The 23,566-nt window shown below is 65.4% G+C and carries 23 protein-coding genes; 12 read left to right on the top strand and 11 right to left on the bottom strand.

All coding sequences use genetic code 11. From position 1 onward, the window contains the following. The first annotated feature begins 38 nt into the window (after positions 1-38). From AC10V3_RS05820 to AC10V3_RS05830, 3 genes are all read left to right on the top strand, one after another. The gene (locus AC10V3_RS05820) at positions 39-1,307 is read left to right on the top strand and encodes an amidohydrolase family protein (RefSeq protein WP_349609392.1); all 1,269 of its coding nucleotides are present in this window, start codon (positions 39-41) and stop codon (positions 1,305-1,307) included. A 29-nt stretch (positions 1,308-1,336) separates the two neighbouring features. Further along, positions 1,337-1,876 carry a DUF1097 domain-containing protein gene (locus AC10V3_RS05825; protein ID WP_022534238.1) on the top strand — a complete coding sequence of 180 codons (540 nt, stop codon included), beginning with the start codon at positions 1,337-1,339 and terminating at the stop codon, positions 1,874-1,876. A 126-nt stretch (positions 1,877-2,002) separates the two neighbouring features. Beyond that, positions 2,003-3,712 (top strand): gamma-glutamyltransferase family protein, encoded by a 1,710-nt coding sequence (locus tag AC10V3_RS05830; protein ID WP_490923256.1) that lies wholly within the window; start codon positions 2,003-2,005, stop codon positions 3,710-3,712. Between the two features lie 52 nt (positions 3,713-3,764). Here AC10V3_RS05830 and AC10V3_RS05835 read toward each other — a convergent pair whose 3' ends face one another. The 8 genes from AC10V3_RS05835 to AC10V3_RS05870 all read right to left on the bottom strand — a co-directional run bounded on the left by AC10V3_RS05835 (position 3,765) and on the right by AC10V3_RS05870 (position 10,828). Further along, positions 3,765-4,607 carry a phosphodiesterase gene (locus tag AC10V3_RS05835; RefSeq protein ID WP_490923258.1) on the bottom strand — a complete coding sequence of 281 codons (843 nt, stop codon included), beginning with the start codon at positions 4,605-4,607 and terminating at the stop codon, positions 3,765-3,767. After that, entirely contained in the window at positions 4,604-5,662 is a 1,059-nt protein-coding gene (locus tag AC10V3_RS05840; protein WP_022534241.1) for an ABC transporter ATP-binding protein, read from the bottom strand. Before AC10V3_RS05840 ends, AC10V3_RS05835 begins: the two co-directional genes overlap by 4 nt. After that, on the bottom strand, positions 5,655-6,539 hold the full coding sequence (locus AC10V3_RS05845) for an ABC transporter permease (protein ID WP_022534242.1): 885 nt from the start codon (positions 6,537-6,539) through the stop codon (positions 5,655-5,657). The genes AC10V3_RS05840 and AC10V3_RS05845 overlap by 8 nt, the downstream gene beginning before the upstream one ends. Positions 6,540-6,549: 10 nt before the next feature. After that, positions 6,550-7,368: an ABC transporter permease subunit gene (locus AC10V3_RS05850; RefSeq protein ID WP_490923260.1), complete on the bottom strand. Its 819-nt coding sequence runs from the start codon at positions 7,366-7,368 to the stop codon at positions 6,550-6,552. Positions 7,369-7,447: 79 nt separating this feature from the next. Continuing rightward, entirely contained in the window at positions 7,448-8,470 is a 1,023-nt protein-coding gene (locus AC10V3_RS05855) for an ABC transporter substrate-binding protein (protein WP_490923262.1), read from the bottom strand. A gap of 37 nt (positions 8,471-8,507) precedes the next feature. Beyond that, positions 8,508-9,590, bottom strand: a complete 1,083-nt coding sequence (locus AC10V3_RS05860) for a LacI family DNA-binding transcriptional regulator (RefSeq protein WP_490923263.1) — start codon at positions 9,588-9,590, stop codon at positions 8,508-8,510. Positions 9,591-9,970: 380 nt separating this feature from the next. Next, complete coding sequence (locus AC10V3_RS05865) at positions 9,971-10,264, bottom strand: hypothetical protein (RefSeq protein ID WP_022534246.1); 294 nt, start codon at positions 10,262-10,264, stop codon at positions 9,971-9,973. Between the two features lie 378 nt (positions 10,265-10,642). Continuing rightward, positions 10,643-10,828 carry a hypothetical protein gene (locus tag AC10V3_RS05870; protein ID WP_022534247.1) on the bottom strand — a complete coding sequence of 62 codons (186 nt, stop codon included), beginning with the start codon at positions 10,826-10,828 and terminating at the stop codon, positions 10,643-10,645. A gap of 342 nt (positions 10,829-11,170) precedes the next feature. On the opposite strand from AC10V3_RS05870, the gene AC10V3_RS05875 reads away from it, so the two are divergent. Then, entirely contained in the window at positions 11,171-12,064 is an 894-nt protein-coding gene (locus AC10V3_RS05875; RefSeq protein WP_022534248.1) for an HpcH/HpaI aldolase/citrate lyase family protein, read from the top strand. Positions 12,065-12,095: 31 nt separating this feature from the next. On the opposite strand, the gene AC10V3_RS05880 is transcribed toward AC10V3_RS05875, so the two are convergent. Beyond that, a complete protein-coding gene (locus tag AC10V3_RS05880) occupies positions 12,096-13,067 on the bottom strand; it encodes an AraC family transcriptional regulator (RefSeq protein ID WP_349609383.1) in 972 nt (323 codons plus the stop codon). A 67-nt stretch (positions 13,068-13,134) separates the two neighbouring features. On the opposite strand from AC10V3_RS05880, the gene pruA reads away from it, so the two are divergent. The 7 genes from pruA to AC10V3_RS05915 all read left to right on the top strand — a co-directional run bounded on the left by pruA (position 13,135) and on the right by AC10V3_RS05915 (position 21,342). Then, complete coding sequence (gene pruA / locus AC10V3_RS05885; RefSeq protein ID WP_490923265.1) at positions 13,135-14,685, top strand: L-glutamate gamma-semialdehyde dehydrogenase; 1,551 nt, start codon at positions 13,135-13,137, stop codon at positions 14,683-14,685. A gap of 408 nt (positions 14,686-15,093) precedes the next feature. Continuing rightward, entirely contained in the window at positions 15,094-16,197 is a 1,104-nt protein-coding gene (locus AC10V3_RS05890) for a branched-chain amino acid ABC transporter substrate-binding protein (RefSeq protein WP_490923266.1), read from the top strand. A 96-nt stretch (positions 16,198-16,293) separates the two neighbouring features. Continuing rightward, positions 16,294-17,220 (top strand): branched-chain amino acid ABC transporter permease, encoded by a 927-nt coding sequence (locus AC10V3_RS05895; RefSeq protein WP_490923267.1) that lies wholly within the window; start codon positions 16,294-16,296, stop codon positions 17,218-17,220. Next, positions 17,220-18,563 (top strand): high-affinity branched-chain amino acid ABC transporter permease LivM, encoded by a 1,344-nt coding sequence (gene livM / locus AC10V3_RS05900; RefSeq protein WP_490923269.1) that lies wholly within the window; start codon positions 17,220-17,222, stop codon positions 18,561-18,563. Before AC10V3_RS05895 ends, livM begins: the two co-directional genes overlap by 1 nt. Continuing rightward, entirely contained in the window at positions 18,560-19,396 is an 837-nt protein-coding gene (locus AC10V3_RS05905; protein ID WP_490923270.1) for an ABC transporter ATP-binding protein, read from the top strand. Before livM ends, AC10V3_RS05905 begins: the two co-directional genes overlap by 4 nt. Further along, the gene (locus AC10V3_RS05910) at positions 19,396-20,139 is read left to right on the top strand and encodes an ABC transporter ATP-binding protein (protein WP_349609637.1); all 744 of its coding nucleotides are present in this window, start codon (positions 19,396-19,398) and stop codon (positions 20,137-20,139) included. The genes AC10V3_RS05905 and AC10V3_RS05910 overlap by 1 nt, the downstream gene beginning before the upstream one ends. Positions 20,140-20,169: 30 nt before the next feature. Beyond that, positions 20,170-21,342 (top strand): NAD(P)/FAD-dependent oxidoreductase, encoded by a 1,173-nt coding sequence (locus AC10V3_RS05915; protein ID WP_022534256.1) that lies wholly within the window; start codon positions 20,170-20,172, stop codon positions 21,340-21,342. Positions 21,343-21,497: 155 nt separating this feature from the next. Here the strand turns inward: AC10V3_RS05915 and AC10V3_RS05920 are convergent, their stop codons facing one another. Both AC10V3_RS05920 and AC10V3_RS05925 read right to left on the bottom strand, forming a co-directional pair. Continuing rightward, positions 21,498-21,953: a VOC family protein gene (locus AC10V3_RS05920; protein WP_041680983.1), complete on the bottom strand. Its 456-nt coding sequence runs from the start codon at positions 21,951-21,953 to the stop codon at positions 21,498-21,500. Between the two features lie 27 nt (positions 21,954-21,980). Beyond that, a complete protein-coding gene (locus AC10V3_RS05925) occupies positions 21,981-22,778 on the bottom strand; it encodes an NAD(P)H-dependent oxidoreductase (protein ID WP_349609376.1) in 798 nt (265 codons plus the stop codon). A gap of 269 nt (positions 22,779-23,047) precedes the next feature. On the opposite strand from AC10V3_RS05925, the gene AC10V3_RS05930 reads away from it, so the two are divergent. Continuing rightward, positions 23,048-23,563 carry a thiamine pyrophosphate-binding protein gene (locus tag AC10V3_RS05930; RefSeq protein WP_022534259.1) on the top strand — a complete coding sequence of 172 codons (516 nt, stop codon included), beginning with the start codon at positions 23,048-23,050 and terminating at the stop codon, positions 23,561-23,563. The last annotated feature ends 3 nt before the right edge of the window (positions 23,564-23,566 follow it).

The raw sequence follows: 23,566 nt of genomic DNA on the forward strand, positions 1-23,566 counted from the left end.
GGCTTCGTCCCGAAAAAAGAGACCTGAGGAGACAAGCCATGCAACTGGATCTGCTGATCCGGGACGCCTGCGTCCACGACGACGCACCCCTTACCGATATCGCCATCCGCGACGGCCGCATTGCCGCGATGGAACCCGGCATCGACGCGCCGGCGCATGCAGTGATCGAGGCCGGCGGGCGCGCGGCCATCCCGGGGCTGGTCGAGCCCCACCTCCACCTGGACAAGGCCCTGCTGCACCGCCGGCTGCCGGCGCGCTTCGGCACGCTGGACGAGGCCATCCGCGTCACCGGCATCCTGAAGAGCAAGCAGCAGCGCCAGGACGTGCTGGACCGCTCCCGGCAGGTGCTGGACATGGCGGTCAGGCACGGCACCGTGGCCATCCGCGCCCACCCCGATGTCGACCTGATCCAGGGGCTGATCGGGGTGGAGACGCTGCTGGAACTGAAGGCGGAGTACCAGGACCTGCTCGACCTGCAGATCGTGGCCTTCCCGCAAGAGGGCATCCTGAAGTCCCAGGGCACTCGCGAGCTGATGATGGAGGCCATGGACATGGGCGCCGACGTGGTGGGCGGCTGCCCGTACAACGAGCTGACCTGGGCCGACACTGTGCGGCATATCGACATGGTCTTCGAGCTGGCGCAACGGTATGACGCGCCGGTCGACATGCATGCCGACTTCGCCGACGACACCGGCGACCAGCGCTTTGCCGCGGTGTCGTACATCGCGCAGAAAACGATCGAGGCCGGCTACCAGGGACGCGTCTCGCTGGGCCATGTCACCAGCCTCGGCGCGCTCGACGCGGATCAGCTGCAGCCGCTGATCGGGCAGATACGCGAGGCCGGCATCAGCATCGTCACGCTGCCCGCCACCGATCTCTACCTGGGCGGGCGCAAGGACGTACAGAACCAGCGCCGCGGGCTCGCGCCGGTGAAGGCCCTGCACAGCGGCGGGGTCAACGTGGCGTATTCCTCGAACAACATCCGCAATGCGTTCACGCCGTTCGGCAAGGCAGACATGCTGCAGATCGGCAACATGCTCGCGCACGTGGCCCAGTTCGGCGTGCCGGAGCACCAGCTGGCGGTGCTCGACATGGGCACGCACAACGCGGCGCGCGCCATCGGGCTGCACGAGACCTACGGCCTGGCGGTCGGCCGGCAGGCTGACCTGGTGATCCTCGACACCTTCAAGGTGGCGGATGTGCTGATCGATATCCCCCCGCGCCTGTGGGTGGTGAAGCGCGGAAAGATCACCGTAGTCACCCAGCATCGCTGTGAAATCCACCGGCACGGGTGCTGCGCGCACTGACGCCACGCCAGTCCAACAAGGAGACGATCATGAGAAAGCTGCCTGCCGAAGTCGTGGCTTCACTGCTTGCCATCACCACGGTTCCCATTGCCGCGCACGCCTCGCACCTGCCGCCATGGGCCATTTTCATCAGTTGGGCCGCGACCTTTGCCATGGGCGGGCCGACGCCGGAGAACCTGAAGAAGATATGGCCGACCCTGCCGGTGGGCTCGCTGTTTGCCTTCGTGATCGTGCTCTGCTTCAGGCAGGCGGCCGAGCAGTTCTCGGGGCCCGCCCTCATCGTGGCGGAGATGGTGATCCTGTTCATGCTCAATGCCTCGATGATGTTCCTCGCGCGCGTGTTCGCCACGCTGCGCTTTATCCCCGGCATGTTCTTCGGCTTTGCCTCGTACTTCGCCACGCTGTTCGGTGGCTTTGGTCCCGTACCGGGCGATCCGGTCGTCGCGCTCGGTGCAGTCGTCGCCATGAACGCGCTGGGACCGGCATATGCGTGGATCAAGCAGCGCTATGCCGCCCCGGAAGGCGCTACCCGTCAGCCGTGGCATGTGGAAGAGCGAGGCCTGAGCTGACGTGTCCTGCCGGGGTTTCGCGCAAGCGGCGACACGGCCCCGGCACCACCATTGATTCGACATCACGGCAGCCGGCGCAGGGAGGCAATGCGCTGCCCGGCTGCTGCGTTTCCGGGGGAAGAGGGTATGGAATATCTGAGTGAAGTGGATCGCTGCAGTGCCGGCACATCGCGCCGGACATTCCTGGCCGGCTCTGCAGCGCTGGCGGGCAGCACGGTGTTGCCTGCCGTCGCACACGAGGCGCCGCCAGCCGGGCGCGCGGGCCTGGCACGTTCGTCCGCGGGCATGGTCACGAGCCCGCATGAACTCGCCAGCCAGGCGGGGCTGGAAGTGCTGAAGGCCGGGGGCAACGCCATCGAGGCAGCGATCGCCATCGGCGCGGTGCTGAGCGTGACGTATCCCCACTTTACCGGGCTGGGGGGCGATGCCTTCCTGGTGGTCAGCGATCGCGACGGCAGCGTGCGCACGTTTTCCGGCATCGGTCAGGCCGCGTCGCAGACCCCGGGCTATGCCGGCGCCATTCCGCTGCGGGGGCCCGGCGCGGCCCTCACTGCCGCGGCCACCGTTGCCATCTGGGACCGTGCCTTTGCCTTCAGCCGCAGTCACTGGGGCGGTGCCCAGCCCTGGTCCGGCTTGCTGGCGCGGGCAACGGAGTACGCCGCCAACGGGTTTCCCGTCACGCCTTCACAGTGCTTCTGGCAAGAGTTCCGCACGGCGGACCTGGCAGGCTGGAACGGCTTCGGCCGGGTCTTCATGCCGGACGGACACATGCCGAAGCCCGGCGCAATGTTCCGGCAGCCCGAACTGGCCCGCACCCTGGACCGGGTCGCGACGCAGGGCGGGCGGGAGTTCTATGAGGGCGACGTGGCGGGGCGGCTCGCCGCCGGGTTGGCGAAGGCCGGCTCCCCGTTGCGCAGCGAAGACCTGGCGCGTTGCCAGGCGCGGGAAGAAGTGCCGCTGCGCGTCGCCTACCGCGGTGGCGAGCTGCTTGGCCTGCGTCCGCCCACGCAAGGCGTGACCACGCTGGAGATCATGGGGATCCTGGACCGTTTCGATCTGGCGGGCATCCCGGAAGGCAGCGCGGACTACTATCACCTGCTGGTCGAGGCGGTCAAGCTGGCGTTCCTGGACCGGAACCGCTACGTCGCCGATCCCGATTTTGTCGACGTGCCGCTGGATCGCCTGCTGTCCCGGCAGCATCTCGATGCCCACGCGCAGCGTATCCGCATGGACCGGGCGATGCCGTGGCCACATGTGTTCAAGCCCGGCGACACGGTGTACATCGGCGCCGCCGACAAGGACGGCCGCTGCGTGAGCATGCTCCAGACTGTCTATTTCGACTGGGGGAGCGGCCTCGTCGTCGGCGACACCGGCGTGCTCTGGCACAACCGTGGCGCCTCGTTCAGCCTCGACCCCGCGAGCCCCAACGTGCTGCGGGGCGGCAAGCGGCCATTCCACACGCTCAATCCCGGGATCTACCTGAAGAACGGACGGCCCAGCCTGCTGTACGGCACGCAAGGTGCCGACGGCCAGCCGCAGACGCTGGCCGCGGTGCTCACCCGGATGATCGACTACGGCATGGATCCGCTGACGGCACTGGGCCGGCCGCGCTTCCTGCTGGGCAAGACCTTCTCGGACAGCCGCGACAGCCTGAAGCTGGAACAGGATGCCGGCGTGCCGGTGTTCAGCGAACTGGCATCGCGCGGACATCAGTTAAGTCCGATTCCTGCACAGAGCCAGCTTGCCGGCCACCCGGGCGCGATCCGGCTCGATCCGGACGGACAGCTCACCGGCGCGCACGACCCGCGCAGCGACGGGCGGGCGCTGGGACTGTAGGGCGTTGTCGTCCGCGCCTCGGAGGGCAAGCGCGATGGCTTCAGCGTGACACTCAGTCGATCAGCTTGCCCTCGGCATCGAAGAACGGATGTGCCGGCCCATGGTCTCCAATCGCGGCCGCATGTGTCACCAGTCCATGCTGCGGATGCCACCAGTGCAGCAGGTAGCCAGGCGGCTCCATGCGGAAACGCGACGGCGCTTGCGGATCGAGATCGAGTGCTACCTGATGCGCCGGCGCGGGCGCCGTCATGGCGATGGTGCCGCCGAAGCGCCGCGTGATATGCCGGTGCAGGTGCCCGCAGAGCACACGCTCAACCTGCGCATGCTGCCGCACCACAGCTTCGAGCGTCGCGGCGTTCTCCAGACCTTGCTCGTCCATATGCCCGATGCCCGTATAGAAGGGCGGATGGTGCAGCAGCAACAGCGTTGGCGTGGTCGGAGCCGCGGCGAGTGTCGCCTCCAGCCACGGCAGTGCCGCGGCATCGACGCGTCCGCCCGGCCTGCCCGGTACCGTGCAATCGAAGCCCACGATGCGCAGCGGCCCTGCTTCGACCGCGTAGTGCACCGGTGCCTCGCCATCGCCATTGGCGAACAGGTAGTCATGGTCAGCAAAGACCGCGCGCAGCGCATTGCGGCTGTCGTGGTTGCCGGGCAGCAGCCGGTAGGGCATCGGCAGCCGTTGCAGGATGCTGCGCAGGAAGCGGTATTCGGCTTCGGCGCCGAAGTCGACGAGGTCGCCCGTGATGACGACGAGGTCCGCGCATTGCGGCGCGGCCAGCAGCGTGTCGATCCAGCGGTGCAGCGCGCCAGCGGTATCGACCATGCGATACGACAGCTTGCCGGCGGCCTTGATGTGCAGGTCCGTGACGTGCGCGACGAGATAGGGCGTTGTCATGCTGCCTGGGCCTCCGCCAGCGTGATCATATGGGCGGTATCGATGCGCAGGCCGACGCGGTCGCCCGCGCGCCAGGCGTCGCGCCGGGTGGTATCGACGATCAGCGGCGCGCCGGCGCCAACGTCCACCAGCAGCCGCGTGCAGTTGCCGAGGAACAGCGCGGTCACGACCGCACCGAGCAGGTGCGCGTCATGCGCTTCCGCCAGTGCCACATCCTCTGGCCTGAACATCAGTTCGGCGCAGCCGCTGGCGGGAGCGGCGCCAGCACGCGGCAACGCGCCGCCGGGCAGGCGCCAGACGCCGGTCTCCGCCGTGGCGGGCAGGCGGTTCATCGTGCCGATGAAGTCCGCCACGAACGCGCTGCCCGGCGCCCGGTAGATCTCCTGCGGCGTGCCTGACTGCGCGATACGGCCCCGCTCCATGACGACGATACGGTCGCCGAGCGCCATGGCCTCGGCCTGATCGTGCGTCACGTAGACGGCCGTGATGCGCAGGCTGCGCAGCAGCTGGTTGATGTCGGCGCGCAGGGTGTCGCGCAGCTTGGCATCGAGCGCGGTCAGGGGCTCATCCAGCAGCAGCACGCGCGGCTGCACGGCGATGGCGCGGGCTAGCGCCACGCGCTGGCGCTGGCCGCCCGAGAGCTGGTCGACGCGGCGGTCGGCGAACGGCCCGAGATGCATCATGCCCAGCATGTCGTCGACGCGGCGCCGCCGTGTGGCGGCATCGACGCGGCGCACGCGCAGGCCGTAGCCGATGTTCTCGGCAACGGTCATGTTGGGAAACAGCGCGTAGTTCTGGAACACCATGCCGACGCCGCGTTCTTCGATCGGCAGCGCGGTCACGTTGAGGCCGCCGAACCAGACCTCGCCACCGGCGTCCGGCGACTCCAGTCCCGCGATGATGCGCAGCGTGGTGGTCTTGCCGCAGCCGGAGGGGCCGAGCAGCACCAGGGTATCGGCCGCGCCGATGTCGAGGTCCAGCGGCTGCAATGCCGGCGCGCCGTCGGCGAAGGTCTTGCCGCAGTGGCGCAGGCGGATGGTGGTGGCTTCATGCATGGCGGGTCTCGGTGGAGGTGGCGGCCCGAGCGGTCGGGGTGGGCGCGGCGACAGGCGCCGGCGTGTCGGTGCGGGCATGTCGGCGGGCGCGCGCGCCCATGGAGGTCAGCGCCTGCATCAGCACCAGCAGCGGAATGATCATGACGAAGAAGACGATGGTGTAGGCCGAGCCGATCTCCAGGCGCATCGACGCATAGCTGTCGGCCAGCCCGACCGGCAGCGTCTGCGTGGTCGGTGTGTGCAGCATCCAGGTCAGGTTGAACTCGCCGACCGACAGCGTGACCACCATCAGCGCACCGGCCAGGATGCCCTGGCGGCAGTTGGGCAGGATCACGGTGAAGAAGCGCTGCATGCGGCCGGCGCCGAGGCTCGAGGCGGCTTCCTCGAGTGTGCGGATATCGATGGCTGACAGGATCGCCAGCACGGCGCGCACCATGAAGGGCAGCGTGAACAGTACATGCCCGATCAGGATGAAGACCCAGCTCGTGCGCAGTGCCTGCCACTGGCCGTAGAGCAGGATCAGGCCGAGCGCGGTAGCCAGGCCGGGGATGGCCACGGGCAGCATCAGCAGTTCCTCGATCAGGCGCGTCACGCGGTTGCGGCGCAGCGCCATGTAGTAGGCGGCGGGCACGCCGAGCACCAGCGTGCAGGCGAGGCACGCCAGCGCGATGCCCAGCGAGAGGAAGATGGTGTTGCGGTACAGCGACCAGACTTCCTCGATCCAGCGCGTGGTCAGTCCGCTGGCAAGGCCGACGAAGATATTGTTGGTGAGGCCGGCGAGCACGGACAGCACGACCGGCACGATCATGAACAGGCAGACGGTCAGCGTGAGCGCGAGCTGCAGCCAGTAGCGAAAGCGAGGGCGAACGGGAAACATCGTCGGTCTCCTACGCGGTGGCGGCGACGGCATCGCCGGAGAACCAGCGTGCGACGGCCAGCAGCGCCCACGTCACTGCGCCCAGCAGGATCGAGAGCGCGGCGGCCATGCCGAAATTGGCGTAGTTGGTGAATTCGTTGTAGATCGTCAGCGGCAGCACATCAAGCTGCGTCGCCAGCGTGAAGGCGGTGCCGAAGGCGCCCATGCTGGACGCGAAGCAGATCGCGCCGCTGGACAGCAGCGCCGGCATCAGCGCGGGCAGCATCACGTCGCACACCACGCGCCATGGGCTCGCACCGAGCGAGCGGGCGGCTTCCTCGAGCGAGGCGTCGAGCTTCTCGACCGCGGCCATCACCGTCAGGATCACGCGCGGAATCGAGAAGTACAGGTAGCCCACGAAGAGGCCGGCCAGGCCATAGGCAAAAGTCCAGCGCTCGCCCGCGAGCCAGTCGCCGAGCATCGCCGACAGGCCGTTGCGGCCGCCGAGCATGATGACCATGAAGCCGATCACCACGCCCGGGAACGCGAGCGGGAACGTCAGCACCGCGACCAGCGCGGACTTGCCCGGCACGGCGTTGCGCTGCAGGAAGGTGCCGGCGATCCCGGCGATGACGAGCGTCGCCAGCGTGACGGCGCCGGACAGCAGCACCGTGACCGCCAGGCTGTGCAGGTAGCGCGGACTCGTCAGCACGGTCCAGTACACGCCGGCGCCCTGCGGGCCGTCGACGCTGACAGCGAGGAGCCGCGCCATCGGCAGGCAGAAGAACGTGAGGAAGACGACCAGCGCGGGCAGCGCGAAGCCGAACAGGAGAAGATTTCGCTTTGTCATGGCAGGGACCGTGCGGTGGCGTGCGTCCCCGCAGCGGCGGGGACGCAAGGGGACCGGCGGGCTGGGGCCGGCGGCGGCTTCAGCGGACTTCCTTCAGGTATTGCTCGCTGAAGGCCTTCTGCACCTCGGCCATGCGGGAGAAGTCGACGGGCTTTGCGCGCGCATACTCGGCAGCCGGCAGGAAGCGCGCCTGCACTTCCTTCGAGATGCCGGCGCTTCGTACGGGGCGCAGGTAGGCATTGGCCCACAGCGCCTGGCCTGCGTCGGACAGCACGAAGTCGAGCACCTTGCGGCCCTCGGCCTCGTGCGGCGCCTTGTTGACCAGGCTCATCACGTAGGGGACCACGACCGTGCCTTCCTTCGGGATCACGAACGCCACGTTGGCATGGTCCTTGTAGCGGGCGCGGTACGCGTTGAAGTCGTAGTCGAGCAGGATGGGGATTTCGCCGGACAGCACGCGCGCGTAGGCGGTCTGCTTCGGTACGATCGGCTGGTTCTTCTGCAGGTCCTTGAAGAACTTGAAGGCCGGGCCGAAGTTATCCAGCGAGCCGCCCAGCGCCTGGTTGATGGCGACGGCGCCGACATAGCCGATGAATGCGCTGGCGGGATCCAGGTAGCCGATCAGGCCCTTGTACTCAGGCTTCTGCAGGTCGGCCCAGGACTGCGGCACGGGCTTGCCGCGCAACGCGTCCACATTGACCATGAAGCCGAGCGTGCCGGAGTGGATCGCAAACCAGTTGCCCTGCGGATCCTTCAGGCCGTCCGGGATCTCGTTCCAGTGCGCCGGCTTGTACGGGGCGGTCACGCCGTCCTTCTTTGCCTGGATGCCGAAGGTCACGCCGTAGTAGACCACGTCCGCCACGGGGCTCGCTTTCTCCGCCACGAGTTGCGCGAGCGATTGGCCTGAGTTCTTGTTGTCCAGCGGCACGGTGACGCCGGTCTTGTCCTTGATGGCGCGGATCTGCGTGGCCCAGTCGGCCCACTCGGGCGGGCAGTTGTAGCAGATTGCGGTCTGCGCGAAGGCGCCGTGGCTGAACGCGGCTGCGGCAAGCATCAGGGTGAGCCGGCGCAGCGGACGGCGCCAGGACGAGAACGGTTGCATGAAAGGCTCCTTGGTGGCAACGGTCGGTGGAAAGATGTCAGGTCACGGTGAACGGAACGGCCGGCGGCGCGGCGATGCTTCCGCTCACGCGCAGTGCATGCGGCAGCAGGGTCACGCGCGCGGCGGCTGGCGCTTCGCCGGTTGGCGCATGCAGCCACGCCAGCAAGTGGGCGACGGCGCGCGCGCCGATGTCGGTATTGGGTTGCACCACGGTCGCCAGCGGGGGCTCCATCACGCTGCCGAGCGCGATCCCGTCGTAGCCGAGCACGGAGACATCGGCGGGCACGCGCAGACCCAGCCGCCGCAGATCCGAGATCGCGCCGATGGCCAGCAGGTCGTTGGTGCAGAAGAAGGCGGTGGGGGCATCGTCTTCGTCGATCAGCGCGCGGATCTGTGCAGCGTTGCTGGCGGTATGCGAGGGCAGGGACAGCACGGGCAACGGCGCCAAGCCGTGTGCACGCATCGCGTCCTGGTAGCCAGCATAGCGCTGGCGCGCGCGGTCCGAGGCAACGAACGCGCCGGACACCACGACGATGCGCCGGTGCCCGGCGGCGATCAGCGCCTCCACCCCGTTGCAGGCGCTGCCGCGGTTGTCCACGGAAACCGAATGCCTGCGGCTGCGCGGGCCCGCCTGGTTGTAGGCCAGCACGTAGGGCACGCCCTCGGCGTCGAGCTGGTCCAGCACCGCGCTGTGCGCGGCGTCCGCCACCGTCAGGACCATGCCGTCCACGCGATGGCGCAGCAGGTACTCGATCCGCTCGCGCTCTCGCATCGGGTCGTAGCCGCTGGTGACCAGCATCAGCGAGTAGCCCGCGGCCAGCGCGGCCTCCTCGATGCCACGCCAGCACTCGGCGAACACCGCGTTGTCCATCGTCGGCAGCATCACGCCGATCATCCGCGTCTGCTGGGCGCGCAGCTTGCTGCCGAGCAGGTTCGGGCGGAAGTCCAGCCTGCGCGCGGCGTCATGCACGCGCTGCGCGGTGCTGTCGCGCACCATGGCGGGATGGCTGAAGACGCGGGAGGCCGTCGCCAGCGAAACACGCGCGGCGTCCGCGACGTCTGCCAGCGTCGGACCGCCGCCGGATCTCGCCTTGCCATCGGGACTATGCCTCCCAGTCATTGCCGCTGCGCTCCACTGTGCCCGGTCAAGGCTGGCCAGAATGAAAACGTTTTCATTTCGGATGGAAAAAGGCGGGCGTCCAAAACATTCCACTGGTGCGCGGCGTCAGGCCGTCGCTTGGCTGAGAGGAATATCTGCGCCCTGTATCGCCGCGTATTGTTTCCGGGCGTGATGACAGGCGAATGACAGCGCCACCAGCGCTGTCACCGGTCAACGCCGGGCGGGCGAGTGCCGCCGATTGGGAAGGATGGAATGCGGGTATGACAGTGGGGCTGGCCTAGGGCCCGAACAGCACGGATGCTGCCGATGAAAAAGAAGAAGCCAAGGCAGTGCCTTGGCCTCGATGCTGCGCGATCATGCTTGATCGGCCTGGTATGCCATCAAGCGCCATCGGTAAACGTGTCACGCTTATCGATAGTCCTTGCGCCATCGGTAAAGGTGTCACGCTTATCGATCCTTGCGCCGTCGGAGAAGGCGTCACGCCTGTCCGAGATTCTGGCACCGTCCGTGTAGACATCGAACTTGCTTGTCTTTGCCCCATCACTGTATGGATCTGGCGTCCTCACCATGGCGCCATCTGTGTAAACGTCGCGTGGACCGGTAGTCCCAGCCCATGCCGCCCCGGCGCACAACGCGACCGTCGTCGCCCCCAGTACTAACAGTTTCTTGCTCATTTCCCACCTCCCTTCAGGTGGTAGTCGCCCCCGGCTGAAACAAAATTTGTCGTTCAAATATAGATCGGTGGAAACCCTCATCACTTCTGGCACATCGACAGTTTTGTCATGTGCGGCATCTGCATAATGACTTCGCGGAATATCGGTAGTGCGAACGTCCGGCCTGACGAGTAGAAGCGTCGATACAAGGACAAGAGCCGGGTGAAGCGGCGGGACGTGTGTGGTATCGATTACCTGACACTGGACGCGAAAGCTTCGTCTTGCAACCGCTGGCCGTCTCACTCGGCACACGGCGCCGACCGCTTCGGGCTGGCGGTCGGGGAGCGGTCGGTGGTGTTCAAGGTATTGAGCGTGCTGATGGCGGTGGACGTTGGGCCGTCAGATCGAGGGCACGTGCAGTTGGCCATCGGGGCCTAGCACACGGCCGTCCGGCGTGGCGGGCAGATGGGTGACTTGCCACGCCAGAATTTGTTGCGGCGTCCGGTAGATTCCACCATGGATTGCGGACATTGCGGTGGTGTCGAGGGTGCGGCTGGGCAGGTCGCGGATGATCAGGGTGGTCATGGTGGTTCTCCAGGGGTTAGAGAGCGGGGGCGCTCGTACCGAGAATCCGCAACGATCGTGCCTGCCGGGCGCAGGCGCAGCATTCTGCATGGGGAGAGGGCTGGCGTGATGTCAGCGGCGCCGCGGACGGTATGAAGTGTTGGGCTGCGCCGTTCACCCGATCCATAAGGGATGGGGCCGGACCGACACCGGCGCCCGGCTTCGACCCATTCGCCGTTGGCGAAACCTGCTTTCGGAAAACCCGGTTTGCCTGGTCGCGCGATCGCTGGCATTGTTGGCAGCATGCCAGGCCCGTGATGCCTGGCCGCCACTAGCCAAATCGGCTTCCGGAGACCAGCGACCATGCACGACAACCTGCCACAGCGCCTGCGCTCCCTTCTTTTCGTTCCCGCGGACAGCGACCGCAAGCTGGCGGCATCGCTGAAGTCGGGGGCGGACGGCCTGGTGTTCGATCTCGAGGACGCCGTGCCGGAGCATGGCAAGGAGGATGCGCGGCGCAAGCTGGTGTCGTTCCTGGAGCAGAACCGCGCGTCGATGGAGCCGGCCTTGCTGGTGCGCGTCAACGGGCTGGCGTCAGGCCATATCCTGCGCGACCTTGCCGCCGTGATCCCGCACCGGCCAAACGCGATCGTGCTGCCGAAGTGCCGGAGCGTCGACGATGTACACCGGCTCTGTGACTTCCTCGCAGCCTTTGAGTGCGCACTGTTGCCCGACAACTGGGAGGTCGCCATCATCGCCATGGCGACGGAATCGTCCGAAGGCGTCTTCGGCCTCTCGTCCTATCGCAATGCGCCGATGCGGCTGCGGGCGCTGATGTGGGGCGTGGACGATCTTGCCGCCGACCTGGGCGCTTTCTCGTCGCATATCGGCAAGGAACTCACCGCGCCATTCTCCGTGGCACGCACGATGTGCCTGATGGCGGCCGCCCAGGCCGGCATCGATGCCATCGACGCGGTCAGCACCAGCCTGACAGATCCCGCGCAGATCGGGCAGGAAGCCGCGCAGGCGAAGCGCGACGGCTTTACCGCAAAGGCCGCCGCCCATCCTTCACATATCGACGCCATCAATCAGGCCTTCATGCCGCAAGAGGAAGAGGTGCGCTGGGCCCGGCATGTCGTCGACGCCTTCTCCAGGGTCGGCGCCTCGGGCGTGGCAAGGCTCGGCAACGCCATGATCGACCGGCCCCATTTGCGCCTGGCACACCGGATCTTGTGCCACGTGGACGGGGAAGACTGATTCAGCGCTCGCGCGGGGCATGCGGACGCAGCTAAGACGTACGATGCGCCCCACGGTATTGCTGGGGCGTACACAGGGTTGCTGCCTTGAACTGCCGCGAGAACGCGCTGTGGTCCGCATAGCCGCATTCGGCGGCAATGTCGGTGATGCTGGCATCCGTCGTCTCCAGCAGGCGGCAGGCGCGGTCCAGCCGCATGCGCATCATGATCTGCTTCGGCGTCAGCCCGAACACCTCGCGGCAAAGCCGCTCCAGGGTATCCAGTGACAACTGTACTTCGCGGGCGATCTCACTGATGCGCAGGTTCGGTTGCGCCGGCTCTTCCAGGCGCTTGAGGAACTGCAGCAGGCGCTTGTAGCTGGCGTGCTTCTCGTCCGGGCGGGGCAGGATGCGCGAGATGCCCAGCAGGCCGGCGATTTGGCCCTCCGCATCCCTGACCGGAAACTTCGAACTCAGGCACCATTGCCGGTGCCCATCGGCCGAGAAAAACAGGCGCAGCACATCGGTGATCGGCTCGCCGCTGCGGATGACGCTCAGGTCCTGCATCAGCGTGCTCGAACCAGTGACCTCGAACAGCTCGTCTGCCGTCTTGCCGATGACGTCTTCCTTGCTGACCAGGGCGCTGCGCTCGACCAGGGTGGCATTCACCATCAGGTAGCGCGCCTCCTTGTCCTTGACGTAGAAAAGGACGTTGGGAAGCCGGTCGAATACCTGCTCCATCAGCGCCAGATCCAGTACCAGGTCGATCCCGTGCAATAGGTTCTTGGTGTCGAGCATGATTGTCGTAGGGGGCGGCTGCGGCGTGGGTAGCGCGATGTTATCACGCGGTTTCCGCCATTCGTTACCCGCTCGGGCCAGCGGGCAGGGCGCGCGCCCGACCATTCCCGTTGTGCAGTAATCCGCTGCTTTAGGCAGGCCGCCATGCAAGACGCGCGGCGCCACGCACCACAAAATCCCGGGCAACGCATCCGGCGTCGCAGCGTGGCTGCAGCGCGAGATGTGCACGATTCCGATGCGCGGACGGCAACGCCCGCCGGCTCGGGCCTACTGGTTGAACGCGGAGAACCCCAACGTGAACGTCATCCCCTTTCAGAGCGAACCTTTCGATACTTACACCACCGAAGCATCACTCAATGCCATGCGCAGCGCGCTCGACAAGGTCCGTGCGCAAATCGGCAAGACCTACCCGCTGATCATCGATGGTAAGAAGATCGAGACGGCGGCGAAGCTCACCTCGACCAATCCTTCGCGGCCCGGCGAAGTTGTCGGGCACACCAGCAAGGCGGGTGTCGACCATGCCGAGCAGGCGATCCAGGCTGCCTGGACTGCCTTCGAGGGGTGGAAGCGCTGGACCCAGGAAGACCGCTCGCGGCTGTGCCTGAAGGCCGCGCAGATCATGCGTGGGCGCAAACAAGAGCTGGAAGCGTGGCTGGTCCAGGAGATCGGCAAGAACTATGTCGAGGCCAGCGCCGAAGTTGCCGAGATGATCGATTTCACCGAGTACTATGCCCGGCAGGCCCTGCGTTTTGTCGATGGTGTGGGCCACCTCAACGCCTATTCCGGGGAAGAAAACAAGAGCTTCTACATCCCGCTGGGCGTCGGCGTCACCATCGCACCGTGGAACTTCCCCATGGCGCTGATGACCGGGATGCTGATGGGCGCCATCGTGGTCGGTAATACCGTGGTCTGCAAGCCGGCCGAAGACACCATCGTGTCGCTGTCCAAGGTCTTCGAGATCTTCGAGGAAGCCGGCTTCCCGCCGGGCGTCATCAACTACCTGCCCGGCATCGGCAGCGAGATCGGCGCCTACCTGGTCGACCATCCCAAGACCCGCTTCATCAACTTCACCGGCAGCCTGAAGACCGGCATCGCGATCCACGAGTCGGCGGCCAGGCTGCGCGACGGGCAGAAGTGGATCAAGCGCGTGTTCCTGGAACTCGGCGGCAAGGATGCCATCCTGGTGGACGAGACCGCGGACCTGGACGCGGCCGCCCTGGGCGTGATCCAGAGCGCGTTCGGCTACTCCGGCCAGAAGTGCTCGGCATGCTCGCGCCTGATCGTGGTCGATTCGGTTTACGACGCGCTGGTGGAGAAGGTCGTTGCCCGTGCCAAGGAGCTGCGTGTGGGCGCTGCCGACACCAACCCGGACCTGGGGCCGGTGTGCAATGCGGCACAAGCCGACAAGGTTGCCGAGTACATCGAGATCGGCAAGGGGGAAGGCAAGTTGCTGACCGGCGGCAAGCGGCTGGAGGGGGACGGTTACTTCTTCGCGCCGACGATCTTCGGCGATGTCGCGCAGGATGCCCGCATCTTCCAGGAGGAAGTCTTCGGGCCGTTCGTGGCGGTGACCCGCGTGGCGAACTTCGAAGAGGGCTTGAAGGCGGTCAATAACACCGTCTACGGCCTGACCGGCGCGCTCTATTCGCGCGACCGGAGCCGGATCGAACAGGCTCGCCGCGAATTCCATGTCGGGAACCTGTACTTCAACCGCAAGTGCACCGGCGCGCTGGCGGGTGTGCAGCCGTTCGGCGGCTTCAATCTGAGCGGTACGGACACGAAGACGGGAGGTCCTGACTACTTGCTGCAGTTTCTGCAGATGAAGGCGGTGGCAGAGCGGTTCTGAAACCCCGCGACACGGCAGCGAAAGGTGCGTCCATGGGCGCACCTTTTTTGTTTGTGGCTGCAAGGATCGTCCGGGGTTCGCACCGATACCGCGCCATCCCCGCACAGTGGTTGTGCCGTGCGATCCATGATTGTGCGTATTAGGTGAATACCCCTAAGCGGAAACCCCTTGCCTATGCGGCTCTGCTGCAGATCGTTATGCAAAAAGCCGCAAATCGTGCTCTGCCTGGATGCAAGCGGCGGCGCGCGATAGCCAGCAGAATTTCGCTCAACCAAGGTCGTTGTCGAACCACGGCATTGGCACACCGGAACTGGCGATCTGCCGCGAAGCAGGCGCCTGGGCAGGATCCACGCAATGCGCACACCGTTGCCTGCGATCCGCAAGTGAACGTACCAAGTGAGGGACGAGATGAGCAAGAAGCTGCTGTCGGTTAGCGTTTGCGCGGCCGGACTGATGTTGGGGGTGAGCCATTCGGCCTGGGCCGATTTGCTGATTGGTGTTGCCGGGCCGATGACTGGCCCGTATGCGTCGGGTGGGGAGCAGATGCGCACCGGCGCCGAGCAGGCAATTGCAGATATCAATGCCAGGGGGGGCGTGCTGGGACAGAAGCTGAAGCTGGTGGTTGGCGACGACGTTTGCGACCCGAAACAGGCGGTGTCCGTTGCCAACACGCTGGTCAACAAGGGCGTGGTGTTCGTGGACGGTCACTATTGTTCGAGCTCGACCATTCCCGCATCGGAGGTCTACCACGATGCCGGCATTCCGATGGCGACCATCTCGACCAGCCCGAAGGTCACCGAGCGCGGCCTGGCCAACATCGTGCGCGTGACCGGCCGGGATGACCAGCAGGGCAATGTTGCCGCGTCCTATCTCGCCAGGAACTTCAACGGCAGGAAGATCGCGGTGGTCGATGACAAGAGTGCCTATGGCAAGGGCCTGGCGGACGAGGTGGCGAAGTCCCTCGCCGACCAGAAGGCCAAGGTATCGCTGCGCGAGTCGATCACCGCAGGCGAGAAGGACTACAACGTGCTGGTGAGCAAGCTGAAGGCTGCCGGCATCGAAGTGCTGGCCTATGGTGGGTACTACACCGAACTTGGCCTGATCCTGCGCCAGGCGGCGCAAGCCGGGCTCAAGCTCGCCGTCATGGGCGGCGACACGCTGACCAACACGGAACTGCTGTCTGCCGCGGGCCCCGCGGCGAACGGCGTGATGTTCACCTTTGGTCCGGATCCGCGCAAGAATGCCGAAGCCAAGGACGTGGTGGAGCGCTTCCGCAAGGCGAAGATCGAGCCCGATGGCTACACGCTGTATTCGTACGCGACGATCCAGGTATTCGCGCAGGCGGCCGAGCGGGCACGCAGCGTGAAGCCAGAGGCCGTCCAGAAGGCGCTGCGCAACGGCACCTACTCGACGGTGGTCGGGCCCATCAGCTTCGACAGCAAGGGTGACCTCACCAGGCCCGGCTACGTGGTCTACCGGTGGAGCGGGAACCAATACGGCTACGCAAACTGACGCAGTGGTGGCAGTGCCTCGCACGGCGCGGCACTGCCACTGAGCATGGGTATTGCAGCGCGCGGTTGTGCGCTGCACGGGTTGCGATAGCGGTTGTTGGAGCCTTTCATGTATCTCGCATTACAGCAGTTCATCAATGGTGCGACCCTGGGTGCCGTCTATGGTCTCATCGCCATCGGCTATACCATGGTGTACGGCATCATCGGCATGATCAACTTTGCGCACGGCGAAGTGTTCATGATCAGCGCCTTCATCGCCATTTCAGGATTCACCCTCATGACTGCGCTTGGCGTGACTTCGGTACCGCTCACGCTGGTCGTGGTGCTGTTCCTTACCATCCTGTTCACGTCCGCCTATGGCTGGGCGGTAGAGCGGGTAGCGTACCGCCCGCTGCGTGGCGCGTCACGCCTCGCGCCGCTGATCTCGGCGATCGGCGTTTCGATCTTCCTGCAGAACTTCGTCCAGCTAAGCCAGGGCGCACGCGTCAAGGCGCTGGCGCCGGTGATTACCGGCGGCATCGAAGTGGCGGGCAACGGCGAATCCGCGGTCTACCTGTCCTACGTGCAGATCCTGATCGTGGCGACGACGTTCCTGCTGATGGGCGGTTTCACATGGCTGATCACGCGCACCGCCTTTGGCCGGCAACAGCGGGCCTGTGAGCAGGACCGGACCATGACCGGCTTCCTCGGCATCAACGTCGCCCGCACGATCTCGCTGACGTTCATGCTGGGCGCGGGGTTGGCGGCCATCTCAGGGACCATGGTGACGCTGTACTACGGCGTTGTCGATTTCAGCATTGGCTTCCTGGTCGGTGTGAAGGCGTTTACCGCGGCGGTCCTCGGTGGCATCGGATCGCTCCCGGGGGCAATGCTGGGCGGGCTCCTGATCGGCCTGATCGAGTCGTTCTGGGGGAGCTATTTTTCGGCGGAGTACAAGGACGTTGCCACCTTTGCCATCCTGATCCTGGTGCTGGTGGTGCGGCCTTGCGGACTGCTCGGCCGGCCGGAGGTGGAGAAAGTCTGATGAGCACACTTCATGTTTTCGGATTCCGCGGCATGCGCGCGCGGCTGGGGGATGCGGTACGCGTGGCCCTGATCGGCATCGTGCTGGGTATCCCGCTGATCGGCATCACCACGGTGGACGCGGGTGGCAAGCTGCAACTCCAGACCCGCTGGGACGCGCTGGCCATTGCCGTGGGCGTGGTGTTCGCCGCGCGCGTGCTGCAAATGCTGGCCATCGACCGCCTGCGCTTGCGCAAGGCCATGAAGACGCCTGCATTGCCGCGCCTTCGCGAACCACCGGCGTTCACCAGGGCGCTTGGCTGGATCTCGCTCGGGATCGCCGTGGCGTTGCCGATCGTCTTCTCGGGCAACCGGTATCTGGTCGACATTGCGACCACGGTACTGATCTATGTGATGCTGGGCTGGGGGCTCAATGTCGTGGTGGGCCTCGCCGGCCTGCTCGATCTTGGCTACGTGGCGTTCTACGCCATTGGCGCCTACAGCTATGCGCTGCTGTCGATCGGCTTCGGGCTCTCGTTCTGGGCGTGCCTGCCGCTGGCCGGGCTGTTCGCCGCGATCTTCGGGATCCTGCTGGGCTACCCCACGCTGCGGCTGCGCGGCGACTACCTGGCGATCGTGACGCTGGGCTTCGGCGAGATCATCCGGCTGGTGCTGCTCAACTGGACCGATCTCACCGGGGGCCCCAACGGCATATCTTCCATTCCGAGGCCGACCTTCTTCGGCTTGCCGTTCAGCAGGTCGGCGGATACGCCGACCTTCTCCAGCGTGTTCGGGCTTGAGTATTCCAACGATCATCGTGTGATCTTCCTGTACTACCTGATCTTTGCGCTGGCCCTGCTGAGCAACGTGCTGGTCCTTCGCCTGCGCCGCCTGCCGGTGGGCCGGGCCTGGGAGGCGATGCGGGAAGACGAAATTGCCTGCAAGGCGCTGGGCATCAACGTCACCAATGTCAAGCTGTCGGCGTTCGCGCTGGGCGCGATGCTGGGCGGGTTCGCCGGCGTCTTCTTCGCCGCGCGCCAGGGCTTCATTTCGCCGGAAAGCTTCACCTTCAGCGAAAGCGCAACCGTGCTCGCCATCGTCGTCCTGGGTGGCATGGGCAGCCAGCTGGGCGTTGTGCTGGCCGCGCTGGTTCTGGTGCTCCTGCCGGAGCTTGGTCGCGACTTTGCCGAATATCGGATGCTGTTGTTCGGGGCGGCCATGGTCCTGATCATGGTCTGGCGGCCCGGCGGCCTGATGTCCGTCAGGGAGCCGACGCTGACGCTCAAGCAATACCTGCGCAAGCGGGCAGGCACGGACCGTGCCATTCCGGTAAGCGGTGCACCTGTCGTGGAGAACGGCCGATGAGAAGAACACTAGTCACTGTAGACAGACTGGAGATGCGCTTTGGTGGCATCAAGGCCATCGAAGGCTTGTCGCTGACGGTCGGGGAGGGCCAGATCACCTCGGTGATCGGCCCGAATGGCGCCGGCAAGACGACACTGTTCAATTGCCTGACCGGTTTCTACAAGCCCACTGCCGGCTCAATCCGGATGATGCATCCCCGGCACGGAGACCTGCACCTGGAATGCATGCCGAGCCACGACGTGACGCGCAAGGCGGGCGTGGTGCGCACTTTCCAGAACATCCGCCTGTTTCCGAAGATGACGGTGATGGAGAACCTGGTGGTGGCCCAGCACAACGCACTGCAGAAGGCGTCCCGCTTCAGCCTGGCGGGGCTGTTCAGGCTGCCGGGATACCGTCGCGCGCAGGAAGAAGCGATGGAGAAGGCCTACCGCAGCCTTCAGGCGCTGAAGCTGGAGGACTGCGCGGATACGGCCGCGGGCGGACTGCCCTATGGCCTGCAGCGCAAGGTGGAAATTGCGCGCGCCATGTGCGTCGACCCGGTGCTGCTTTGTCTCGATGAACCAGCGGCGGGCCTGAACCCGCGCGAGTCGGCGGAGCTCAATGCGCTGCTGACGCGCCTGGCGCGCGAGACTGGCCTGAGCATCCTGCTGATCGAGCACGATATGAGCGTGGTCATGAACGTGTCCGACCATATCCACGTGCTGTCCTTTGGCAAGAAGATTGCTGAAGGCTCGCCGGAGCAGGTTCAGAACGATCCCGATGTGGTGGCCGCGTATCTGGGTGAACCGGAAAGCGACGCGGAGATGCTGACCGAGACGGAGGCCGCGGCATGATTCTGCAGATTGAAGATGTACATGCCCACTACGGGCACGTCCACGCGCTGAGGGGCGTATCGCTCTCTGTCCGCGAGGGCGAGACGGTAACGCTGATCGGTGCCAACGGCGCGGGAAAATCCACGCTGATGACCAGTATCCTGGGCGCACCGCGGGTTTCCCGCGGCCGCATACTGTTCCAGGGCGCTTCGCTCCAGGGCCTCGGTGTGCATGAGATTTCCCGGCGCGGCATTGCGATCTCCCCGGAGGGGAGGCGCGTCTTCCCTCGCATGACCGTGACCGAGAACCTGCTGATGGGCGCGACGTTCGCCGATCCCGCGACTCGCGGTACCGATATGCAGCGCATGTTCGACATGTTCCCGATCCTGTCACAGCGCAGCCAGCAGCTCGCCGGTACCCTGTCGGGCGGCGAGCAACAGATGCTGGCGATCGCGCGCGCACTGATGAGCCATCCCCGGCTGCTGCTGATGGACGAGCCCTCACTGGGTCTTGCGCCGATCTATATCCGGAAGGTCTTCGAGATCATCGAGATGCTCAACCGGGACCATGGCATGACGATCCTGTTGGTCGAACAGAACGCCAACCAGGCACTGCGCGTGGCACACCGCGCCTATGTGCTTCAGCAGGGCAGCATCGTCATGAGCGGTACCGGGCGCGAACTGCTGCAGAGCCCGGAAGTCCGGGCGGCATACCTCGAAGGCGGAAAGTCCCACAACGATCCCGCTGTGGCGGCCGTTGCCTGATCCACCGATTCAACTCTCCTTTTTTCCACCATGAACCAGCGAACTGCCACGGTCGTCATCATCGGCGGCGCCATCATCGGAAGCTTTACCGCCTTCTTCCTGCGCAAGGAGGGCTTTGCGGGACCCATCAAGGTGATCGAGCGCGATCCCACTTATCAGTATTGTTCGACCGCACTGTCGGCTTCGTCCATCCGCACGCAGTTCGGTTGTCCCTTCAACATCGGCATGAGCCTCTTCGGCGCCGGCATGTTCCGCGACATCAGGCAGTGGTTTGGCGATGATGCGGACATTGGCTTCGACGAGCGCGGCTACCTGCTGCTCGGCACAAAGGAGGGCGCCGATGCCATGCAGGCGACGGCGCTATCGCAGATCGAAGCCGGCGCAACCATCGATATCATGACGCCCGCACAGGCAAAGGCTCGCTATCCGTGGCTCAATGTTGACGATATCGGCATCGCGACATATGGCGCCGCCAGCGAAGGTTGGTTCGATGCCTGGGCGCTGCTCCAGCTCGTGCGGCGCGAAGCAAAGAAGCTTGGCGTTGAGTATGTCACGGCGGAAGCCAACGGCATCGAATCGCGCAATGGCAGAGTCACAGGCGTCAGGCTTGCCGATGACAGTGTCATCCCTTGCGACTGGTGTGTGAATGCTGCCGGCCCTGCAGGCGGGAAAGTGGCGAGCTGGCTGGATATCGCCCTGCCGGTCGAGCCGCGCAAGCGTACCGTTTTCCATATCAAGGCACCGGTTCCAACCGAGGGGTTCCCCATGCTGTTCGACAACTCCGGCATATGGGTCCGTCCTGAGGGAGATGGTTTCATTGCCGGCATTGCTCCGGAAGCGCACAGGGATCCTCATGCTGAGGGCGACTTCGAACCGGATCACTACTTGTTCGAGGACATCGTGTGGCCGTACCTGGCGCACCGCGTCCCGGCGATGGAGAGCACGCGGTTACTGCGCGCCTGGGCAGGCCATTACGAGATGAATCTGCTGGACCACAATGGGGTGGTCGGCGCGCATGACGAGATCGGGAACTTCCTGCTGGCGACGGGCTTTTCCGGTCACGGGGTCATGCACGCGCCGGCCACGGGCCGGGCGGTGGCGGAGTGGATCGTCCACGGGCAGTATCGGACCATCGATGTGTCGCCGCTGGGATACCAACGCATTCGCAAGCAGGAGCCGCTGCTGGAGTCGGTGGTGTACTGAGTCGTGACTTGCTGAATCGGCCCTTGAGGTGGATGCCCTCAAGGGCCACTTTCTTTTGCGTCGTGGCTGGTGCGGTTTGCGATCGTGAAAACCATCGGGCCCGGCAACGCTGGAGCGTTTGCCGGGCCCGATGGAGCAGGTAAGGCTGGACGGCGCTAGGCCTTGCTTGCCCGGATCTCCAGCGTCACGCCGGCGCCTTTGTCCGCCGTGTCGAAGTAGGTGAAACCACTGCGGTTTGGCAAGCGCCCACGCAACATGATCGCCAGCCCCAGTGCGGTGGCCTCCGCTTCCGCCTGGTCGCAGTCCGGTACGGTGAAGCCGAGATGGAACACGCCTTCGCCACGCGTGTCCAGGAATTCCCGCTGTGGCGTACTTCCGGCCGGTGGCGCGCACAACTGAAGCTGGACGTTGCCGAGGTTCGCGTAGCGGTAGTGCAGCCTGACGAAGGCATCGGCATCGGGCACGTCGAGCTCGCCCCGGAATGCCTCGAGCGAGGGAAACGGGTGCCAGGGGCCCACGCCGATGGACTCGTAGCAGGCGACGGACTTCTCCATGTCGCGTACCACGACGCAGACATGATGCAGGGTCTGGAACAGATCGGTCTTCATCATGACGGTATTCAAGTCTCCGCTGGTCGTTCAGTTGCTCTCTTGCTGGGCGTACGCCTGCGCCGAGTCATCGAAGCTCTGGCCGGCGCGCGGATTCCATTGCACGCCGGAGCGCGCCACCACGCCGGGCTTCAGGCGCTGGGTTTCGTCGTAGTCGCTCCAGGGATGGAAGAACAGCGGCTCGGTGTCGTCGAGAGACTTCAGTCGGGCGGCGTAGGCTTCCAGGTAGGCGTCACGGTCTTCATCCGTGACCCGTGCCGGCATCCAGGCCGCGAAGGGCGGCAACACCGTGAATCCGGTGTAGCCGAGGATGCCGTTGTGGATGGGCCAAAGCACGTGATGCAGGTCGCCATCGATGCCATTCGGCTCGTACAGCGTCGAGGCCGTTCCCGTGGTGAGGCAGATCATGGCGCGTTTGCCCTTGAAGTGCCCTGACTCGTACTTGCGGCCGGTGGAATATGCGAAACCGCGGCTGAACACACGGTCGACCCAGCCCTTCAGCATGGCCGGCATCGAGAACCACCAGACCGGGAAATGAAACAGCACCAGTTCTGCCGCCTTGACCTTCTCCTGCTCGGCGTGCACGTCGGCGCTGTGGGTGCGGTGGGCATACGCATGTTCCTGCTCGCGCGACAGGTCCAGGTAGTCCGCGTCGGCGCGCGCTTGCGGGAAGTCCGCTTCGCCAAGCGTGGGCGACCAGCCCATCTGGTACAGGTCGCTGACGGTGACCTGGTGGCCCAGCTCCGTCAGCGTCTGCACGGCGGTGTTCTTCAGCGCGGCGCTGAACGAGTTCGGTTCGGGGTGTGCGAAAACAATCAGAACGTTCATATCGGTGTCGTCCAAGGAGTGCTCGATGCTGGCGGATTCTCCGCGCAAAGGCCATCCCTGTCTTGCACGCATCAGGGCCGGAACGTGCGGATTTTGGCATAGGCATCGAGGCCTGCATGGCGGCAGATAGATCAGATATCGGAATAGTTAATCATTCAATTAAATCACTTTCGCGACGTTCTTCCTTGTTCCATGATTCGCTCAGAGCGGCCGATGGCCGACGATGAACCTGGCGGCGCGAAGGCGCTGCCAACTGGAGCGAGAAGACGATGTCGGCAAACTGGCCACGCGAGATTTTCCAAGAGTTGAAGGCGGCGAACGTCCGCCAGGTCTGCTACGTCCCGGACGCCGGGCACAGCGAACTGATCCGGCTGTGCGAAGCCGATCCCGAGATCAGCACGGTGTCGCTGACCACGGAGGAAGAAGGCGTGGCCATGGTCGGCGGCGCCTGGCTGGGCGGCGAGCGCGCCGTGCTGCTGATGCAGTCCAGCGGCGTGGGCAACTGCATCAACATGCTGTCGCTGCAGCACGAATGCCGCATGCCGTTCTTCGCCATCGTGACGATGCGCGGCGAGTGGGGCGAGTTCAATCCCTGGCAGGTGGCGATGGGCAAGTCCACGCAGGAGGCCCTGGAGTCGGCCGGTACATACGTGTACCGCGCCGACGAAGCCGAGGAGGTGGCGAAGACGGTGGGCGCGACGGCCCGCTTTGCCTACCAGACCGGCCGGCTGGCGGCGGTGCTGATCGCCCAGCGTGTGATCGGTGCCAAGAACTTCAACAAGTGAGAC

The sequence above is a fragment of the Cupriavidus sp. PB-02 genome (assembly GCF_058252315.1).

What these genes read in the sequence shown, in the direction of transcription:
- AC10V3_RS05930 (WP_022534259.1), top strand. Translation starts at nt 23,048, where the DNA reads ATGTCGGCAAACTGGCCACGCGAGATTTTCCAAGAGTTGAAGGCGGCG.
- AC10V3_RS05825 (WP_022534238.1), top strand. Translation starts at nt 1,337, where the DNA reads ATGAGAAAGCTGCCTGCCGAAGTCGTGGCTTCACTGCTTGCCATCACC.
- AC10V3_RS05870 (WP_022534247.1), bottom strand. Translation starts at nt 10,828, where the DNA reads ATGACCACCCTGATCATCCGCGACCTGCCCAGCCGCACCCTCGACACC.
- AC10V3_RS05835 (WP_490923258.1), bottom strand. Translation starts at nt 4,607, where the DNA reads ATGACAACGCCCTATCTCGTCGCGCACGTCACGGACCTGCACATCAAG.
- AC10V3_RS05875 (WP_022534248.1), top strand. Translation starts at nt 11,171, where the DNA reads ATGCACGACAACCTGCCACAGCGCCTGCGCTCCCTTCTTTTCGTTCCC.
- AC10V3_RS05905 (WP_490923270.1), top strand. Translation starts at nt 18,560, where the DNA reads ATGAGAAGAACACTAGTCACTGTAGACAGACTGGAGATGCGCTTTGGT.
- AC10V3_RS05920 (WP_041680983.1), bottom strand. Translation starts at nt 21,953, where the DNA reads ATGATGAAGACCGATCTGTTCCAGACCCTGCATCATGTCTGCGTCGTG.
- AC10V3_RS05820 (WP_349609392.1), top strand. Translation starts at nt 39, where the DNA reads ATGCAACTGGATCTGCTGATCCGGGACGCCTGCGTCCACGACGACGCA.
- AC10V3_RS05855 (WP_490923262.1), bottom strand. Translation starts at nt 8,470, where the DNA reads ATGCAACCGTTCTCGTCCTGGCGCCGTCCGCTGCGCCGGCTCACCCTG.
- livM (WP_490923269.1), top strand. Translation starts at nt 17,220, where the DNA reads ATGAGCACACTTCATGTTTTCGGATTCCGCGGCATGCGCGCGCGGCTG.
- AC10V3_RS05925 (WP_349609376.1), bottom strand. Translation starts at nt 22,778, where the DNA reads ATGAACGTTCTGATTGTTTTCGCACACCCCGAACCGAACTCGTTCAGC.
- AC10V3_RS05890 (WP_490923266.1), top strand. Translation starts at nt 15,094, where the DNA reads ATGAGCAAGAAGCTGCTGTCGGTTAGCGTTTGCGCGGCCGGACTGATG.
- AC10V3_RS05915 (WP_022534256.1), top strand. Translation starts at nt 20,170, where the DNA reads ATGAACCAGCGAACTGCCACGGTCGTCATCATCGGCGGCGCCATCATC.
- AC10V3_RS05850 (WP_490923260.1), bottom strand. Translation starts at nt 7,368, where the DNA reads ATGACAAAGCGAAATCTTCTCCTGTTCGGCTTCGCGCTGCCCGCGCTG.
- AC10V3_RS05840 (WP_022534241.1), bottom strand. Translation starts at nt 5,662, where the DNA reads ATGCATGAAGCCACCACCATCCGCCTGCGCCACTGCGGCAAGACCTTC.
- AC10V3_RS05845 (WP_022534242.1), bottom strand. Translation starts at nt 6,539, where the DNA reads ATGTTTCCCGTTCGCCCTCGCTTTCGCTACTGGCTGCAGCTCGCGCTC.
- AC10V3_RS05860 (WP_490923263.1), bottom strand. Translation starts at nt 9,590, where the DNA reads ATGACTGGGAGGCATAGTCCCGATGGCAAGGCGAGATCCGGCGGCGGT.
- AC10V3_RS05830 (WP_490923256.1), top strand. Translation starts at nt 2,003, where the DNA reads ATGGAATATCTGAGTGAAGTGGATCGCTGCAGTGCCGGCACATCGCGC.
- AC10V3_RS05865 (WP_022534246.1), bottom strand. Translation starts at nt 10,264, where the DNA reads ATGAGCAAGAAACTGTTAGTACTGGGGGCGACGACGGTCGCGTTGTGC.